Raw genomic sequence first — 19,268 nt, 5'->3', positions numbered from 1 at the left:
ACGGAGAGCAAAGCAGTGACGACAAACCGGAACGCTGTCCTTCCGCTCACCGCGGCACAGGCCGAGATCTGGTTCGACGAGCAGTTCGCCGCCGGGCCGCTGGCCTACAACATGGCGGACTACATCGATCTGCGCGGACCGCTCGACGCCGAGCTGCTCGGACGGGCGCTGCAACGCCTCGGCCACGAGGCCGAGGGACTGCGGGTGCAGTTCGTCGAGGAGGACGGCGCCCCCGGCCAGATCATCCGCCCGCTCGCCCAGCTCCCGCTCAAGACGCTGGACTTCAGCGGCGAGACGGAGCCGTCGGAGGCCGCCGAGCGGTGGATGCGGGCCGACCACGCCGACCCGATGAAGGTCACCGACTTCCCGCTGTTCCGCGGCGCGCTGATCAGGCTGGCCCCGGAGCACCACCTGCTCTACCTGTGCATGCACCACATCCTCGCGGACGGCTTCAGCCGCTCGCTGCTCTACCCCAAGCTGTCCAGCGCCTACACCCGGCTGGCCGCCGGCGAGGGCCCGGCCGAGCTGGACGCCGACGCCATGCCGGCCTTCCACCGGCTGCTGGACGCCGAGCGCAAGTACCTCGACTCGTCGATGGTCGAGAAGGACCGCGCCTACTGGACGGACCGCCTCACCTCCGACCGGCACGGCGCGGTGCCCGAGCTGGTCTCGCTCTCCGAGCAGGAGCCGGCCCCCGGCCGGGTCGCGCTGCGCGAGACCGCCCGGCTCTCCCCCGCGACCACGGCCGCGCTGCACGCCCTCGCCCAGGACGGCAAGGTCACCATGCCGGTCCTGATGGTCGCCGCGATGGCCGCCTACACCCAGCGCGTCACCGGGGTCCCGGCGCCGCTGCTCACCCTGCCGGTCACCGGCCGGGTCGGCGCGGTCAGCCGCGAGATCCCCGGCATGCTCGCCAACTACCTGCCGCTGGCCGTCCGGGTGCGCCCGGAGATGACCCGCACCGAACTGCTGCGCGCGGCCTGGGTCGAGGTCGCCGGCACGCTGAAGCACCAGCGCTACCGCGGGGACAGGGTCCGCCGCGACATCGGCCTGCGGATCGACGACCAGCGCGCCTTCGGCCCGTTCATCAACGTGCTCAACCAGGACCCCGAGCTGGCCTTCGGCGACTGCCGCGGGGTCGTGGTCAACCTGTCCACCGGCATCGTCAAGGACCTGATCATGACGGTCCTGAACGCGGACGACGGCACCGTCGAGATCCACCTCGACGGCAACCCCGAGCTGTACGAGCCGGCCGAACTCGCCACCCACCTCGCCCGGTTCGAGACCTTCCTCGGCGCCCTCGCCACCATGCCCGCGGACCGTCCGCTCGGCCAGGTGGGCCTGGGCGCGACCGGCGAACCGCTCGGGCTGCTCGGCGCCTGGGATCCGGCCACCGCCGCCGACCAGGGCCTGGTCGAGCGGGTCCGCGCCGTCGCGGCCGGTACGCCCGACGCGGTGGCCGTGGCCGACGGCGCCGAGCGGATCGACTACCGCGAACTGGTCGCCCGCGCGGCGGGCCTGGCCGCCCGGCTGACCGCCGCCGGGGTCGGCACCGGTTCGGTGGTCGCGATGTTCGCCGAGCCCGGCGTCCCCTTCGTCACCGGCGTGCTGGCCGTCCAGGCCGCCGGCGGTGCCTACCTGCCGCTCGACCCGGCCGCCCCGGCCGCCCGCAACACCGGGCTGCTGGAGGACGGCGGCGCCCGCCACCTGCTGGTCGGCGCCGGGTACGAGGCGCAGGCCGCCGAGCTCACCGCCGGGGCGGCCACCGCCCTGCCGCTGACCGACCCGTCCGACTCCAGCAGCGGCGCCGAACTCACCTCTGTCGGAGGTGAATTGGACCTGGCGTACGTGATGTTCACCTCCGGCTCCACCGGCAAGCCCAAGGGCGCGATGGTCCAGCGCTCCGGCATGATGAACCACCTCTGGGCCAAGGTCGGCGACCTCGACCTGGCCGCCGGGGAAGGCGTCGTCCAGAACGCGCCGCTCACCTTCGACGTCTCCGTCTGGCAGATGCTCGCCCCGCTCATCGTCGGCGGCACCGTCCGGGTCTCCGGCACCGACATGGCCGCCGACCCGGCCGCCCTGTTCGGGATGGCCCGGGACGAGAAGATCGCCGTGCTGGAGGTCGTGCCCTCGCTGCTGCGTGCCGCCCTGGACGCCTGGGACACCGAGGGCGACGCCCCCGAACTCCCGGGCCTGCGCTGGCTGATGGTCACCGGCGAGGCCCTTCCGGCAGACCTGTGCCGACGGTGGCACGCCCGCCACCCGCACATCCCGATGATGAACGCCTACGGCCCGACCGAGTGCTCCGACGACGTCACCCACGCCGTCATCCGCACCGGCGACACCCTCACCGCCCGCGTCCCCATCGGCACCGCGGTGCGCAACACCCGCCTCTACGTCCTCAGCGACGAACTCCAGCCCGTCCCCGTCGGCGTCCCCGGAGAGCTCTACATCGGCGGCGCCGGAGTCGGCCGCGGCTACCTCCACGACCCCGCCCGCACCGCCGGCACCTTCATGGCCGACCCCTACGCCGGACCCGGCACCCGGATGTACCGCACCGGCGACCGCGTCATCCAACGACCCGACGGCCAACTCGAGTTCATCGAACGCCGCGACCACCAGGTCAAGATCCGCGGCCGCCGCGTCGAAACCGGCGAGATCGAAGCCGTCATCCGCTCCCTCGACACCGTCGCCGACACCGCCGTCGCCGTCCTCCCCGACGCCTCCGGCAACCCCCGCCTCATCGGCTACCTCACCGGCCCCGGCGTCGACCCCGCGCAGGTCCGGGCCGAACTCTCCCAACTGCTGCCCGGCTACATGATCCCGGCGTCCTGGCTCGTCCTCGACGCCATGCCGCTCACCCCCAACGGCAAGCTCGACCGCAAGGCCCTGCCCAAGCCCGCCCTCGCCGAGCAGGACACCCTCCGCGGCCCCCGCACCGAGCGCGAGCGGGTCCTCTGCGACATCCTCGCCGAGGTCCTCGGCACCGGCCGGGTCGGCATCGACGAGGACTTCTTCGCCCTCGGCGGCGACAGCATCCGCTCCATCCAGGTCGTCAGCCGCGCCCACAAGGCCGGACTCACCCTCACCACCCGCGACATCTTCACCCACAAGACCGCCGCCGCCCTCGCCCGGGTCGCGGGCGGCGCCGACCCCACGGCGGCGACCGCGCCCGCCGAGGACGCCGGCGGCACCGGCCCGTACGAACTCACCCCGATCATGGGCCAGTTGCACGACGACACCACCAGCCTCACCGGCCCGGTCGTCAAGTACAGCCAGCACGTGGTCGTCCGGGTCCCCGCCGCCCTGGACGCCGAACTGCTCGACGCGGCCCTGCACACCCTGGTCGACCACCACGACGCGCTGCGCACCCGGGCCACCGAACCCGCCCCCGGCCTGTGGCACCTGGAGGCACTGGCCCCCGGCGCGCTCGCCGGCGTCCGCCTGGTCGCCACCGCCGAGAACGGCGCCGGCAGCGGCGCCGACGACCAGGACGCCCTCGGCTTCGCCGAGCGGCAGGCCGCCGCCGCCCGTGCCCGGCTCGACCCCGCCGCCGCCGTGATGATCCAGGCCGTGCTGATCGGCGCGGCCCCCGGCGCCGACACCGCCCTGCTGGTGCTCTCCGCCCACCACCTGGTCATCGACGGCGTGTCCTGGCGGATCCTGCTGCCCGACCTCGCCGCCGCCTGCGAGGCGCTGGCGGCCGGCCGCACCCCCGCCCTCGACCCGGTCGGCACCTCCTACCGCGCCTGGTCCCAGCTGCTCGCCGCGCAGGCCCGAACCCAGGTCCGCGGCCCCGAACTCGCCCTCTGGCAGTCGATCCTGACCGGCCCCGACCCGCTGGTCGGCACCCACCGGCTCGACCCCGAGACGGACGTCTACGGCACCCAGCGCACCCTGCGACTGGAGCTCGGCCCCGAGGTCACCGGCCCGCTGCTCACCGACGTCCCGGCGGCCTTCCACGCCGAGGTCAACGACGTCCTGCTGACCGGCCTCGCCCTCGCCGTCGCCGACTGGCGCCGCCGGCACGGCCGCGCCGACTACGCCCAGACCCTGATCGAGCTGGAGGGCCACGGCCGCGAGCAGCTCGGCGACGACCTCGACCTGTCCCGCACCGTCGGCTGGTTCACCAGCGCCTTCCCGATGCGCCTCGACCCCGGCACGCTCGACTGGGACGAGCTCTGGGCCGGCGGCCCCGCCCTCGCCGCCGCCCTCAAGCGGATCAAGGAGCAGCTGCGCGCGCTGCCCGACCGCGGCGTCGGCTACGGCCTGCTGCGCTACCTCAACCCGCACGCCGCCCGCGCCCTGGCCGGCCACCACAAGCCGCAGATCGGCTTCAACTACATGGGCCGCTTCGACGCCCGCGAGGCCCGCCTCTGGGAGCCGGCCGGCGGCGACGGTGTGGTCGGCACCGGCGCCCACCCCGCCATGCCGCTGCCGCACCTGCTCGACGTCACCCCGGCCACCGAGGACCGGCACGACGGCCCGCACCTGATCGCCAACTGGTCCTGGGCCGGCCGGACCGTCGCCGAGGAGGACGCCCAGGACGTCGCGGCCACCTGGTTCCGCGCCCTCGAACTGCTCGCCCGGCACGCCACCGCCCCCGGTGCGGGCGGCCGCACCCCCTCCGACCTGCCGCTGGTCGCCCTGGCCCAGGACGAGATCGAGGAGTACGAGGCCGAACTCGCCGAGGCCGGCACCGCCCTCGCCGACGTCCTGCCGCTCACCCCGCTCCAGCAGGGCATGCTCTTCCACGCCGACTACGACACCGCCGCCGGGGGCGGCGCGGACGCGGTCGACGTCTACACCCTGCAGATCGTCGCCGACATCGAGGGCGACCTCGACGCCGACGCCCTGCGCGCCGCCGGGCAGGCCCTGCTCGACCGGCACCCGAACCTGCGCGCCGCCTTCCGCGCCCGGGCCACCGGAGAGCCCGTCCAGGTCATCGCCCAGCACGCCGAACTGCCCTGGCTGGAAGCCGACCTGACCGACCTGCCGGAGCCCGCCCGGGCCGCCGAGCTGAGCCGCATCACCGAGGCCGAGCGCACCCGCCGCTTCGACCTCGCCGCGCCGCCGCTGCTGCGCTTCGCGCTCGTCACCCACGGCGAGGGCCGGCACCGGTTCATCTGGACCAGCCACCACATCCTGGTCGACGGCTGGTCGATGCCGCTGCTCGTCCGCGAGCTGTTCGCGCTCTGCGCGCCCGGCGCGGACGTCGCGCTGCTGCCCGACCCGGCCCCGTACCGCTCGTACCTGGCCTGGCTGACCGCGCAGGACCGCACGGCGGCCCGGGCCGCCTGGCACGAGGTCCTGGCCGACGTCGACGAGCCCACCCTGCTCGTCCCCGCCGACCCGAGCCGCCTCCCGGTGCTGCCCGACGCGGTGCTCGCCGAGGTGCCGCGCGAGCTGACCGCCGCGCTCGCCGGCTGGGCCCGCACCCAGGGCCTGACCGTCAACACCGTGGTGCAGGGCTGCTGGGCGCTGCTGCTCGGGCGGCTCACCGGCCGCCAGGACGTGGTGTTCGGCGCCGTCACCTCCGGCCGCCCGGCCGAGGTCCCGGACGTCGAGTCGATGATCGGCATGTTCCTCACCACCGTGCCGGTCCGGGCCCGACTGCACCCCGATGCCACCCTCGCCGAACTGCTGCACGCCCTCCAGGACCAGCAGACCGCGCTGCTCCCGCACGAGCACCTCGGGCTCGCCGCGATCCACCAGGCCGCCGGCCTGTCCGGCGAGGTCTTCGACACCGTGGTGCTGTTCGAGAACTTCCCGCTGGACGAGAACGGCCTCGACACCGGCGTCGCCGACGGCCCGCGCATCGTCCGCACCGAGGCCCTCGACGCCCGGCACCACCCGCTGAGCCTGGTGGTCCACCCCGGCGACAGCCTGCACCTGCGGCTGGACTACAACCCCGGCCTGTTCGGCCGGGCCGAGGTCGAGCGGGTCTCGGCGATCTTCCAGCACCTGCTGCGGACCGTCGCCGAGCGGCCCGGACTGCCGCTCGCCCAGATCGACGTGACCGGCCCGGCGGACCTCACCGGCACCGGCATCCCCGGCGAGCTGGGCGGACTGCTCGGCGCCTGGGACCCGTCGATCCCCGAGGAGAGCCTCGGCGTCGTCGAGCGGGTGCGCGCCGTCGCCGCCCGCACCCCCGAGGCGACCGCCGTCACCGACGGCGCCGGCTCGCTGACCTACCAGGAACTGGTCGAGGCGGCCGGCGGACTGTCCGCGGGCCTCGCGGAGGCCGGGGTCACCACCGGTTCGGTGGTCGCGATGCTCGCCGAGCCCGGCGTCCCGTTCATCACCGGCGTGCTGGGCGTGATCGGCGCAGGCGGCGCCTACCTGCCGCTCGACCCGGCCGCCCCCGCCGCCCGCAACACCGGGCTGCTGGAGGACGGCGGCGCCCGCCACCTGCTGGTCGGCGCCGGGTACGAGGCACAGGCCGCCGAGTTCGCCGCCGCCGTCCAGGGCGAGCCGGTCACCGTCATCGGCCTGGAGCAGGCCGCCGGCACGCGGGCCCTGCCCGACTGCGTGGGCACCGGGCTGGACCTGGCGTACGTGATGTTCACCTCCGGCTCCACCGGCAAGCCCAAGGGCGCGATGGTCCAGCGCTCCGGCATGATGAACCACCTCTGGGCCAAGGTCGGCGACCTCGACCTGGCCGCCGGGGAAGGCGTCGTCCAGAACGCGCCGCTCACCTTCGACGTCTCCGTCTGGCAGATGCTCGCCCCGCTCATCGTCGGCGGCACCGTCCGGGTCTCCGGCACCGACATGGCCGCCGACCCGGCCGCCCTGTTCGCCATGGCCCGGGACGAGAAGATCGCCGTCCTGGAGGTCGTCCCCTCCCTGCTGCGCGCCGCCCTGGACGCCTGGGACCTCGACGGCACCGCCCCCGAACTCCCCCACCTGCGCTGGCTGATGGTCACCGGCGAAGCCCTCCCCGCCGACCTCTGCCACCGCTGGCACGCCCGCCACCCGCACATCCCGATGATGAACGCCTACGGCCCCACCGAATGCAGCGACGACGTCACCCACGCCGTCATCCGCACCGGCGACACCCTCACCGCCCGCGTCCCCATCGGCACCGCGGTGCGCAACACCCGCCTCTACGTCCTCAGCGACGAACTCCAGCCCGTCCCCGTCGGCGTCCCCGGAGAGCTCTACATCGGCGGCGCCGGAGTCGGCCGCGGCTACCTCCACGACCCCGCCCGCACCGCCGGCACCTTCATGGCCGACCCCTACGCCGGACCCGGCACCCGGATGTACCGCACCGGCGACCGCGTCATCCAACGACCCGACGGCCAACTCGAGTTCATCGAACGCCGCGACCACCAGGTCAAGATCCGCGGCCGCCGCGTCGAAACCGGCGAGATCGAAGCCGTCATCCGCTCCCTCGACACCGTCGCCGACACCGCCGTCGCCGTCCTCCCCGACGCCTCCGGCAACCCCCGCCTCATCGGCTACCTCACCGGCCCCGGCGTCGACCCGGACCGGATCCGCCGTCAACTGGCCGAGCTGCTGCCCGGGTACATGATCCCGGCGTCCTGGCTGGTGCTGCCCGCCATGCCGCTCACGGCCAACGGCAAGCTCGACCGCAAGGCCCTGCCCAGGCCCGACCTGGGGGACCAGGAGGAGGCCCGCGCGCCGCGCACCGAGCGCGAGCAGGTGCTGACCGAGATCCTCGCCGAGGTCCTCGGCACCGGCCGGGTCGGCATCGACGAGGACTTCTTCGCCCTCGGCGGCGACAGCATCCGCTCCATCCAGGTCGTCAGCCGCGCCCGCAGGGCCGGACTCACCCTCACCACCCGCGACATCTTCACCCACAAGACCGCCGCCGCCCTGGCCCAGGTCGCCGAGGAGCAGGAGCAGAGCCCCGCCGAGTCCGCCCCGACGGAACCCGAAGGCAGTCTGATCGCCCTGTCCGACGAGGAACTGGCCGATCTGGAATTCGAGTTGAATGAGGAACTTTCGTGACGACCGCCCCCAGAACCGGGTCGAAGATCAGCGAAGTACTTCCGCTCTCCCCCCTCCAGCAGGGGCTGCTGTTCCTGTCCTCGTACGACCAGGCCTCGCCCGACCTGTACACCCTCCAGTTCGTCGCGGAGATCGACGGGCCGGGCGCGGGTGACGGCGAGCAGCTCGCCGCCCGGCTGCGCGCGGCCTCAGCCGCGCTGCTGCGCCGGCACCCCAACCTGCGGGCCTGCTTCCGCAACCGCAAGACCGGCGAGCCCGTCCAGGTCGTCCTCAAGGAGACCGAGGTCGAGCCGGACTGGCAGCTGCACGACCTCACCCACCTGCCCGAGGCCGACCGGGAGGCGGCGGCGCAGCGGCTGACGCGCGAGGACCGGCTGCGCCGGTTCGACCTGGCGCGGCCGCCACTGATGCGGTTCACCCTGATCCGGCTCGGCGCGGGGCACCACCGGTTCGTCTGGTCGGTGCACCACATCGTCATGGACGGCTGGTCGTTCCCGCTGGCCGTCCGCGAGCTGGTGCTGCTCGGCGACGAGGCGGGCGCGGCGGGCGCGGCGGCGCTGCCCGCGCCCGCGCCGTACCGCTCGTTCCTGACCTGGCTGAACGGCCGTGACCGGGCCGCCGCGCGGGCGGCCTGGGCGCAGCTGCTGGACGGCCTGGACGGGCCGGTCCGGGCGCTGCCCGGCGCCGGTGACGGCGATTCCCACGAACTGCCGTCGCTCGTCCGGGGGTTCCTGTCGCCGGAGCGCACCGCGGCGCTCGCCGGCTGGGCCCGCGGCCGGGGCCTGACCCTCAACACCGTGGTGCAGGGCTGCTGGGCGCTGCTGCTCGGCCGGCTCACCGGCCGCGAGGACGTGGTGTTCGGGTCGGTCACCTCCGGCCGCCCGGCCGAGGTCCCGGACGTCGAGTCGATGATCGGCCTGTTCGCCAACACCCTGCCGGTCCGCGCCGACCTGCGCCCGGACCAGCGGGCGAGTGAGCTGTTCGAGGCGCTGGCCCGCCAGCAGCTCGCGATGATGCCGCACGAACACCTGCCGCTCGCCGAGGCGCAGGCCGCCTCCGGCGCCCAGGGCGAGCTGTTCGACACCGTCCTCGCCTTCCAGAGCTACCCGCTGGACGAGGCCGCACTGTTCCGCGAGTCGGGCGGCACCGTCAGCTCCGCGCAGGTGCTCTCGGCCACCCACTACCCGCTGAGCCTCACCGTCTTCCCCGGCGAGCGGCTGGACCTGCACCTCGCCTACCGGCCCTCGGCCTTCGCCGGGAACCCCGAGGGCCTCACCGAGGACCCGCGGCCGTCCGCGCAGCGCGTCCTGGACCGGCTGGTCCGCGTCCTGGAGCAGGTCGCCGACGACCCGCAGGCCCCGCTCGCCCGGCTCGGCGCGCCCGAGCCCGCCGAACTGGCCCGCATCCTCGGCGAGTGGAGCGGCGCCTCGGCCGCCCCCCGGGAGCCCGCGCGGCGCGCCACCATCGCGGAGCTGTTCGCCGAGCAGGCCGCCCGCACCCCGGACGCCGTCGCGGTCACCGCTCCCGGCGAGGCCGCCCTCAGCTACCGCGAGCTGGACGAGCGGGCCAACCGGCTCGCCCACCTGCTCGCCGCCCGCGGCGCCGGCCCGGAGAGCCTGGTGGCCGTCGCGCTGCCGCGCGGCGCCCAGCTGATCGTCGCCGTCCTGGCCGTCCTCAAGGCGGGCGCGGCCTACCTGCCGCTGGAGCCCGGCCACCCGGCCGACCGGATCGGCTACACCCTGCGCGACGCCCGTCCGGCGCTGCTGCTGACCGCCGGCGGCGTGCTGCCCGAACCGCCCGAGGCCCCGGACCTGCCGCGCCTGGACCTGGAAACCCCGGAGACGGCCGCCGCGCTGGCCGCCCACCCGGCCACCGCCCCGGACACCGCGGCCTCCCCCGAGCACCCCGCCTACGTCATCTACACCTCCGGCTCCACCGGCCGCCCCAAGGGCGTCGTGGTGCCGCACCAGAACGTGGCGCGGCTGCTGGACGCCACCGACGGCTGGTTCGACTTCGGCCCCGGCGACGTGTGGACGCTGTTCCACTCCATCGCCTTCGACTTCACCGTCTGGGAGCTGTGGGGCGCGCTGCTGCGCGGCGGCCGGCTGGTCGTGGTGCCGTACGACGTGTCGCGCTCCCCCGACGCCTTCCTGGACCTGCTCGCCGAGGAGCGGGTGACCGTCCTCAACCAGACGCCGTCCGCCTTCTACCAGCTGATGCGCGCCGACGCCGACCGTCCGCGCCCGCTCGCCCTGCGGACCGTGGTGTTCGGCGGCGAGGCGCTGGACATCGGCAGGCTCGCCGACTGGTACAGCCGGCACTCCGACGACGCGCCGCGCCTGGTCAACATGTACGGCATCACCGAGACCACGGTGCACGTCTCCTACCAGGAGCTGGACGCCCCGACGGCCGCCGCCGGCGGCGGCAGCGTGATCGGGCGCGGCATCCCGGACCTGCGGGTCTACCTGCTCGACGGCGCCCTGCGGCCCGTCCCGGCCGGCGTGCCCGGCGAGCTGTACATCACCGGCCCCGGCCTGGCCCGCGGCTACCTGCGCCGCCCCGACCTCACCGCGGCCCGCTTCGTCGCCTGCCCGTTCGAGCCCGGCGGCACCCGGATGTACCGCACCGGCGACCTCGGCCGCTGGCGGGCCGACGGCACCCTGGAGTACCTGGGCCGCGCCGACGAGCAGGTCCAACTGCGCGGCTTCCGGATCGAGTTGGGCGAGATCGCGACCGTCCTCGGCCAACACCCCGCGGTCGCCGAGGCCGCCGTGATCGCCCGCGAGGACCGGCCCGGCGACCAGCGCCTGGTCGCCTACGTGGTGCCCCGCGACGGCGCGAACCCGGACGGGCTGCGGGAGTTCGCCGCCGAGCGGCTGCCCGAGTACATGGTCCCGGCGGCCGTGGTCCCGCTCGCCGCGCTGCCGCTGACCGCCAACGGCAAGCTCGACCGCCGCGCCCTGCCCGCCCCCGCGTACACCACCTCGGCCCGCGGCCCGCGCACCGCCGAGGAGGAGCAGCTCTGCGGCGTCTTCGCCGAGGTGCTCGGACTCGACCGGGTCGGTGTCGACGACGACTTCTTCACCCTCGGCGGCCACTCGCTGCTCGCCACCCGGATCGTCAACCGGGTCCGCGCCGAACTCGGCGCCGAACTCCAGGTGCGGGACCTCTTCGAGGCCCCCTCCCCCGCCCGCCTCGCCGAACGGCTGGCCGCCGCCGCACCCGGCCGCGCCCCGCTCGCCGCCGGGCCGCGCCCGGCCGTGCTGCCGCTGTCGTACGCGCAGCAGCGGCTCTGGTTCGTCGAGCACCTGGGCGCACCCGGCGGGCTGTACGCCATCCCGCTGGCGATCCGCCTCTCCGGGCGGCTCGACACCGCCGCCCTGGCGGGCGCCCTGCACGACGTGGTCACCCGGCACGAGGCGCTGCGCACTGTCTTCCCGCAGCGCGCCCCCGAGAACACCGGGTCCGGGGCCGCCCCCGGGGCCACCTCCGGGACCACCGGCAGCGGACCGGCCGAGCAGCGGGTGCTCACCCCGGCCGAGGCCGCCGTCCCGCTCCCGGTGAGCGAGACCACCGAGGCGGGCCTGCCCGCCGCCCTCGCCGCCGAGGCCGCGCGCGGCTTCGACCTGGAGCGCCACCTCCCGCTCCGCGCCCGCCTGTTCCGGCTCGGCCCGGACGAGCACGTGCTGACGATCGTCCTGCACCACATCGCCGGCGACGGCTGGTCGCTCGCCCCGCTCACCCGCGACCTCACCGCGTACTACCGGGCCCGGGTGGCCGGCCGCCCGGCCCAACTGCCGCCGCTGCCCGTCCAGTACGCCGACTACGCCCTGTGGCAGCGCGGACTGCTCGGCGCGGAGGACGACCCGCGGAGCGAACTCGCCCGCCAACTCGGCTACTGGACCGCCACCCTGAAGGGCCTGCCGGAGGAACTGGCGCTGCCCTTCGACCACCCGCGCGGCACCCGGGCCGAGCACCGCGGCGACGTCGTGCGCACCACCGTGCCGCAGCCGCTCACCGCCGAGCTGCACCGGCTCGCCGCCGCCTGGGGCGTCAGCGTCTTCATGCTGCTGCGGGCCGGGCTCGCCGCCCTGCTCACCCGGCTCGGCGCGGGCACCGACATCCCGCTCGGCAGCCCGATCGCGGGCCGCACCGACGAGCGGCTCGACGAGCTGGTCGGCATGTTCGTCAACACCCTGGTGCTGCGCACCGACACCTCCGGCGACCCGGGCCTGCGCGAACTCGCCGAACGGGTCCGGGCCTACGACCTGGCCGCCCACCAGCACCAGGACGTGCCCTTCGAGAAGCTCGTCGAGGTGCTCAACCCCGAGCGCTCGATGGCCCGGCACCCGCTGTTCCAGGTGATGCTCGGCTTCCAGCAGGCCGGCCCGGCCCCGGCGCCCGAGCAGGACCCGGAACTCGCCGTGGCCGAGCAGCCGGTGCCCGTCCGGACCGCCAAGTGGGACCTGTTCTTCCAGCTCACCGAGCAGGCCGGCGGCGCGCTCGCGCTCGCCGTCGAGTACCGCACCGACCTGTTCGAGCCCGCCACCGCCCGCCGGATCACCGACGCCTACCTGCGGCTGCTCGCCGCCGCCCTCGCCGAGCCCGCCCGGCCGCTGTCCCGGCTGGACCTGCTCGGGCCCGAGGAGGAGGCCGAACTGCTCGCCCTCGGCACCCACCGGGCCGGCACCCCGCGCAGCACCCTCACCGCCCTGGTGGACCGCCGGATCGCGGCCACCCCGGACGCGGTCGCGCTGGTCCACACCGAGCCCGGCCACCCCGAGCGGCTGCGGCACACCAGCTACGCCGAACTGGACGCCGAGGCCAACCGCCTGGCCCACCTGCTGACCGCGCGCGGCGCCCGCCGGGGCGACCTGGTGGCGCTGCGCCTGGAACGCGGCCCGGCCGTGGTGAGCACCCTGCTGGCGATCGCCCGCACCGGCGCGGCCTACCTGCCGATCGACCCGTCCTACCCCGACGAGCGGGTCCGCGACATGCTGGCCGACAGCGGCGCCCGGCTGCTCGTCACCGAACGGTCACCGGCCGGACGGGAGCTCCCCGCCGGGGTCGTCGAGCTGCTCCTGGACGCCCCCGAAACCCTGGCCGACCTGGCCGGCCGGCCCGTCACCGCCCCGGTGCCCGCCGCCCCGATCGACCCCGACGACCTGCTGTACGTCATCTACACCTCCGGCTCCACCGGCAAGCCCAAGGGCGTCGCGGTCCCGCACCGCGCCGCCGTCCGCCTGGTCCTGGGCCTGCCCGAGCTGGCGCCGACCGCCGCGGACACCTTCCTCTACTTCGCGCCGGTCGCCTTCGACGCCTCCACCTTCGAGATCTGGGGCGCGCTCGCCCACGGCGCCCGGGTGGCGGTCCACCCGCCGGGCCCGGCCGACCCGCGGGCCCTGGAGTCCTTCCTGGCCCGCGCCCGGGTGAGCGTCGCCTTCCTCACCACCCAGTTGTCCAACACCATCGCCGACACCCGGCCGCGCGCCCTGGCCCCGCTGCGGGCGCTGCTCACCGGCGGCGAGGCGCACTCCCGCGACCACCTGGACCGGCTGCGGGCCGCCCTGCCGGACACCACGGTGTTCAACGTGTACGGCCCCACCGAGACCACCACCTTCGCCACCGGCCAGGACCTCGGCCGCGCCGAGGGCACCGTCCCGATCGGCCTGCCGATCGGCGACACCCGCGCGTACGTCCTGGACGAGGCGCTGCGGCCGGTGCCGCGCGGCGTGGTCGGCGAGCTGTACCTGGCCGGCGAGGGCCTGGCCCGCGGCTACCTCGGCCGGCCCGCGCTGACCGCCGCCCGCTTCACCGCCTGCCCGTTCGGCGCGCCCGGGGAGCGCATGTACCGCACCGGCGACCTGGTCCGCTGGGACCGGCACGGCCGGATCGAGTACGTCGCCCGCGCCGACCAGCAGGTCAAGATCCGCGGCTACCGGGTCGAACTCGGCGAGGTCGAACGGCTGCTGGCCGAGCACCCGGACGTCGCCCGGGCCGCCGTCCTGGCCCCCGCCGACGCCGCCGGCCAGCGCCGCCTGGTCGCCTACCTGGTGCCCGCCGACGGCCGGCCGGCCCCCGGACCGGCCGAGTTGCGGGGCCACCTGGCCCGCTCGCTGCCCGGCCACATGGTGCCGGAGAGCTACACCGCGCTGCCGGAACTGCCGCTGAACGCCAACGGCAAGCTGGACGTCAAGGCCCTGCCCGCCCCCGCGGCCACCCCCTCGGCCCGCGCCCCGAGGGCGCCCCGCACCGAGCCGGAACGGCTGCTCTGCGCCGCCGTCGAGGAGGTCCTGGGCACGGGCCCGGTCGGCCCCGAGGACTCCTTCTTCGCCCTCGGCGGGGACAGCCTGAAGGCGATCCGGCTGGTCAACGCGGCCGGCCGGGCCGGGCTGCCGATCAGCCTCGGGGCGGTCTTCGAGCACCGCACCCTGGAGGCGCTGGCCGCGGCCGCCACCACCGGGGGCGGCGCGGTCGACCTGCTCGGGCCCGTCCTGCCGATCCGGCCCACCGGCGGGCGGCCCCCGCTGTTCTGCGTGCACGGCGGCCTCGGCTTCGCGATCCCGTTCGCGGCGCTCGCCGAGCACCTCGACCCGGAGCAGCCGGTCTACGGCCTCCAGGCCCGCGGCCTGTCCGACGACGGCCCGCTGCCGACCGACCTGGGCGACGTCGCCGAGGAGTACCTGGCCCGGGTGCGCGCCGTGCAGCCGCACGGCCCGTACCACCTGCTCGGCTGGTCCTACGGCGGCGTCGTGGCGCACGAGATGGCCGTCCGGCTGCACGCCGCCGGCGAGCGGGTGGCGTTCCTGGCCAACCTGGACGCCTACCCCGACGACGCCCTCGGGGCCCGGCCCAGCGACGCCGAGTTCCTCGCCGACTTCCTGGCCGAGGCCGGGGTCGACGCGGCGGAGCCGGAACGGCTCACCCCGCAAGGCGTCGCCGCGCACCTGGCCCGCACCGAAGGCCCCCTCGCCGCGCTCGAACCGGGTACGCTGGAACGGCTGCTGGGGGTCATGCGGAACAACCTGGAGCTGTTCCAGCGGTTCACCCCGGGCCGCTTCGACGGCTGCCCGATGACGCTCTTCGTGGCGGCCGGCGGCGACACCCGCCCCACCCCGGAGGAGCGCGCCCTCAAGGTCAAGAGCTGGGAGCCGCACGTCGGTTCCGCCGTCCTCGCGCACGACGTGGACAGCGGGCACCAGCAGCTGCTGCAACCCGCACCGGCGGCGGCGATCGGCGTGGTCGTCGAACACGCCCTCGCCGCCCTGGCCGCGGACCCGACCGGAACCCCGGCCGCACCGGCCGCCACCCCGACCACCTGACGCCCGATCAACCCGGCACGTCCCGAGATCCCGAGACCTGGAGAACAGTCATGGCGAACCCCTTTGACCGCGAAGACGGCACCTTCCTCGTCCTCGTCAACGCGGAGGGGCAGCACTCCCTGTGGCCGTCCTTCGCCGCCGTCCCGGAGGGCTGGTCGGTGACCCTGGAGGCCACCGACCGGGCCACCGCCGTCGCCCACATCGAGGGCAGCTGGACGGACATGCGCCCGCTCAGCCTCCAGCAGCAGGGCTGACCGGCCGGGCCCGCGCCCGGAATCCGGAAGAACGCCGCCGGACGGCTCCGACCCCGCCGCCCGCCGCACCCCCAGGGCCTTCGCCCGACGGTGCGGCGGGCGGCCGTTTTGTCCCCGACACCCCTCCCCACCAGGCACGCGACACCCCGCCAGGACCCGTCAGTGAGCGGTCAGTTGGACGTCATCGACCCGTCATCGGGCCTGACTAATTTGCTGCCCAGAGGCCCGGTTTCCGGGCACCCCAGGGCACCCCCACAGGGCGCCCGCGAAAACGGAGGAAAACGAGCATGACGACGGTAGCGCCGGAGCGTCTCACCCGGATCCGCGAGATCATCGCCGAGAACATCGACGTGCACACCGAGTTCGCCGACACCGCGCTGTTCGTCGACGAGCTGGGCGCCGACTCGCTGAAGCTCATCGACGTGCTCAGCGCCCTGGAGATGGAGTACTCCATCGTCATCGACATGAACGAGCTGCCGAAGATGGTGAACGTGGAGGCCACGTACCAGGTGACCGCGACGGCCGCCGGCTGGTGATCGGGGCGGGTTCCGGGACCGGAACCCCCGCCCGCAGGCATCCCACTGCTTAAGGAGTCCCATGTCCACCGCACAGTCACCAGCGGCACCCCGCGCCGGCGTGCCGGCCGACCGCCGCCGGGTCGTCCTCACCGGCCTCGGGGCGATCTCCAGCATCGGCACGGGTGTCGAGGAGTACACCGCGGGGCTGCGGGCCGGCCGCTCCGGTGCGCGGCCGATCACCCGGTTCGACACCGAGGGGTTCGGCCAGAACATCGCCTGCGAGGTCCCCGACTTCGAGCCGGAGCGCTGGATCCGCAACGTCCCCCTCGACGACATGGGCCGCGCCGGGCAGTTCGCCGTCGCCGCCGCCCGGATGGCCGTGGAGGACGCCGGGCTCACCGAGGCCGACCTCGGCGAGCGCCAGGCCGTCATCAGCGTCGGCACCACCGACGGCGAGGGGCACGACATCGGCGTGCTGGTCGAGCAGGAGCTCGCGGCCGGGGACCCTGGGGCCATGGACCCGGTGCTGTCCCGCCGGATCAACGCCGGCCGGCTCACCACCGTCATCGCCCGCGAGCTGCGGATGCCGAACGTGGAGCCGACCACCATCACCACCGCCTGCGCGGCGGGCAACTACTCGATCGGCTACGGACTGGACGCGATCCGCTCCGGCGAGGTCGACATCGCGCTGTGCGGCGGCGCCGACGCCGTCTGCCGCAAGGCCTTCGCGCTGTTCAAGCGCTTCGGCGCGCTCACCCCGGACGTGGTCCGCCCGTTCGACAGGAACCGCCAGGGCATCCTGACCGGCGAGGGCGCGGGCATCCTCGTCCTGGAGAGCCTGGAGTCCGCCCTCGCCCGCGGCGCGCACATCTACGCCGAGGTGCTCGGGTACGGCCTCAGCTGCGACGCCGCCCACCCGACCGCGCCGAACCGCGACGGCATCGCGCGCGGCATCCGGCTCGCCCTGGACGACGCCGGGGTCGAGCGGGACGAGATCGACTTCATCTCCGCGCACGGCACCGGCACCAAGGCCAACGACAAGACCGAGTCGGCCGCCATCGTCGACGTGTACGGCGACGCACCGCCGCGCACCGTCGCGGTGAAGTCGATGCTCGGCCACTCGATGGGCGCGGCCAGCGCGCTCGGCGCGATCGCCTGCAGCCTCGCCATCGAGCACCAGTTCATCCCGCCGACCATCAACCACGTGGAGACCGACCCCGACTGCCCGCTGGACGTCGTGCCCAACCAGGCCGTCGACGCGGAGGTCCGGATCGTGGAGAACAACTCCAGCGCCTTCGCCGGCAACAACGCCATCCTGATTCTGGGCACGTACGGAGAGCGAGTCTGACGATGACCACCGCAGCCACCCCGGCGGCCCTGCCGCCGGAGACACTCGTCATCACCGGCTGGTCGGCCGTGTCGCCGTACGGCCTGACCCGCCAGGACTTCGCGTCCGGCGTGCGCGCCGGCGCCAAGACCGCCGTCAAGGCGGACGCCGCGCTCGGCACGCTGCCGTCGCCCGACGTCTGCCTGGTGCCCGGCTTCGACATCAAGGGCCTGCTCGGCCCCACCGGCACCGCCAAGATGGACCGGCTCACCGCGCTGGCCCTGGTCGCCTCCGACGGCCTGCTCAAGGACGCCGACGGCAACCGGGTGGTGGAGACCGACGACCGCACCGGTGTGGTCCTCGGCATCTCGATGGGCAGCCTGGAGAACGTCACCAACTTCCTCAAGCAGTCCTACACCAACGCGCTGCCCTTCCACGTCGACGCCGGCCGCATCCCCTTCGGCAGCCTCAACCACGCCGCCGGCGCCACCGCCATCCGGCACGACCTCAAGGGCCCCAACACCACCGTCGCCGGCGGCCGGGTCAGCGGCCTGCTCGCCCTCAACTACGCGCGGCGCCTGATGGGCCAGGGCCGGGCGACCAAGTACCTGGTCGGCTCCGCCGAGGAGTTCTCCGCCGCGCACGCCTGGATCGAGCACACCGCCGTCGCGGCCGGCGACTCCACGCCGCTGCTCGGCGAGGGCTGCGGCCTGTTCGTGGTCGAGCACGCCGGCACCGCCCAGCGCCCGGCGCTCGCCGCGGTGCTCGCGGTGGAGACCCGCGTCGACATCGACGACGACCCGAAGGCCGCCGTCACCGCGTGCGTGCAGCGCGCCCTGGCCCGCGCCGGCGTCACCGCCGACGAGGTCTGGGCCGCCGTCCCGTGCGCCGCGCCCACCGCGGCCGGCCGGGCCGAGTACGACGCGCTCGCCGCGCTGCTGCCGGCCGAGGCACTGGGCCGGGTCCCGTCCATGGAACTGCTCGGCGACACCGGCGCGGCCTCCGCGTCCTTCCAGATCCAGGCGGTGCTCGGCGTGGCCGGGACCGACCCGGCGGCCCGGGGCCGGATCGCCCTGGTGTCCGCCGTCGACCGTGACGGCGCGGTGGGCTGCGCCGTCCTGAGACTCTTCGGGGAGCACGCGTGATCGCCCTGGTCAGCGGCGGGTCCCGGGGCATCGGCAAGGCCATCGTGCTGCGCCTGGCCCAGGACGGCTACGACGTCGCCTTCTGCTACCGCTCCAACGCCGAGGCAGCCGAGCAACTCGCCAAGCAGGCAGGCGAGTTCGGCACCCGGATCACGGCCACCCAGTGCGACGTGGCCGACCCGGAGCAGGTCCGCGACTGGTACAACCGCACCGAGCGCGAGGTCGGCCCGGTGGACGCCGCCGTCACCTCGGCCGGCATCACCCGGGACCGCCCGGTCATCCTGATGCCGGAGGACGACTGGAACCAGGTCCTGCGCACCAACCTGGACGGCGTGTACCACGTGTGCCGCGCCGCCGCCTTCGCGATGAGCAAGCGCCGCAGCGGATCGATCGTCAACCTGTCCTCGGTGTCCGGCATCTACGGCAACCTCGGCCAGGCCAACTACGCCGCGTCCAAGGCCGGCATCATCGGCTTCACCAAGTCCCTCGCCAAGGAGTGCGGCCCGCGCGGCGTGCGCGCCAACGTGGTCGCGCCGGGCCTGATCGCCACCGACATGGTCGGCGACATGTCCGACGCCGCGGTCGAGCGGATGCTGAAGAACGTCGCCCTCGGCCGGGCCGGCAAGCCCGAGGAGGTGGCCGACCTGGTCTCCTTCCTGCTCTCCGACCGCGCCGCCTACATCAGCGGGTCGGTCTTCGAGATCCACGGCGGCGGCACGTTCTGA

General features: G+C 74.9%; 7 protein-coding genes. All 7 read left to right on the top strand.

The annotated features are described in order from the left end of the window. Positions 1-15 precede the first annotated feature (15 nt). The 7 genes from ACIOGZ_RS15825 (at position 16) to fabG (ending at position 19,268) form a co-directional block, all read left to right on the top strand. On the top strand, positions 16-7,977 hold the full coding sequence (locus ACIOGZ_RS15825) for an amino acid adenylation domain-containing protein (RefSeq protein WP_400986197.1): 7,962 nt from the start codon (positions 16-18) through the stop codon (positions 7,975-7,977). Beyond that, on the top strand, positions 7,974-15,299 hold the full coding sequence (locus ACIOGZ_RS15820; protein ID WP_400986195.1) for an amino acid adenylation domain-containing protein: 7,326 nt from the start codon (positions 7,974-7,976) through the stop codon (positions 15,297-15,299). Before ACIOGZ_RS15825 ends, ACIOGZ_RS15820 begins: the two co-directional genes overlap by 4 nt. A gap of 50 nt (positions 15,300-15,349) precedes the next feature. Continuing rightward, a complete protein-coding gene (locus tag ACIOGZ_RS15815) occupies positions 15,350-15,553 on the top strand; it encodes an MbtH family protein (protein ID WP_350882087.1) in 204 nt (67 codons plus the stop codon). 287 nt (positions 15,554-15,840) lie between these two features. Next, complete coding sequence (locus ACIOGZ_RS15810) at positions 15,841-16,089, top strand: acyl carrier protein (protein ID WP_063348726.1); 249 nt, start codon at positions 15,841-15,843, stop codon at positions 16,087-16,089. 61 nt (positions 16,090-16,150) lie between these two features. Next, positions 16,151-17,419: a beta-ketoacyl-[acyl-carrier-protein] synthase family protein gene (locus ACIOGZ_RS15805; RefSeq protein ID WP_363623147.1), complete on the top strand. Its 1,269-nt coding sequence runs from the start codon at positions 16,151-16,153 to the stop codon at positions 17,417-17,419. Positions 17,420-17,421: 2 nt separating this feature from the next. Further along, the gene (locus ACIOGZ_RS15800) at positions 17,422-18,543 is read left to right on the top strand and encodes a beta-ketoacyl synthase N-terminal-like domain-containing protein (RefSeq protein ID WP_363587384.1); all 1,122 of its coding nucleotides are present in this window, start codon (positions 17,422-17,424) and stop codon (positions 18,541-18,543) included. After that, on the top strand, positions 18,540-19,268 hold the full coding sequence (fabG, locus tag ACIOGZ_RS15795; RefSeq protein ID WP_400803867.1) for a 3-oxoacyl-ACP reductase FabG: 729 nt from the start codon (positions 18,540-18,542) through the stop codon (positions 19,266-19,268). The genes ACIOGZ_RS15800 and fabG overlap by 4 nt, the downstream gene beginning before the upstream one ends.

Source organism: Kitasatospora sp. NPDC088160 (assembly GCF_044741445.1).
Classification (GTDB): Bacteria; Actinomycetota; Actinomycetes; order Streptomycetales; family Streptomycetaceae; genus Kitasatospora.
This window is presented reverse-complemented; position numbering and strand designations above follow the sequence as displayed.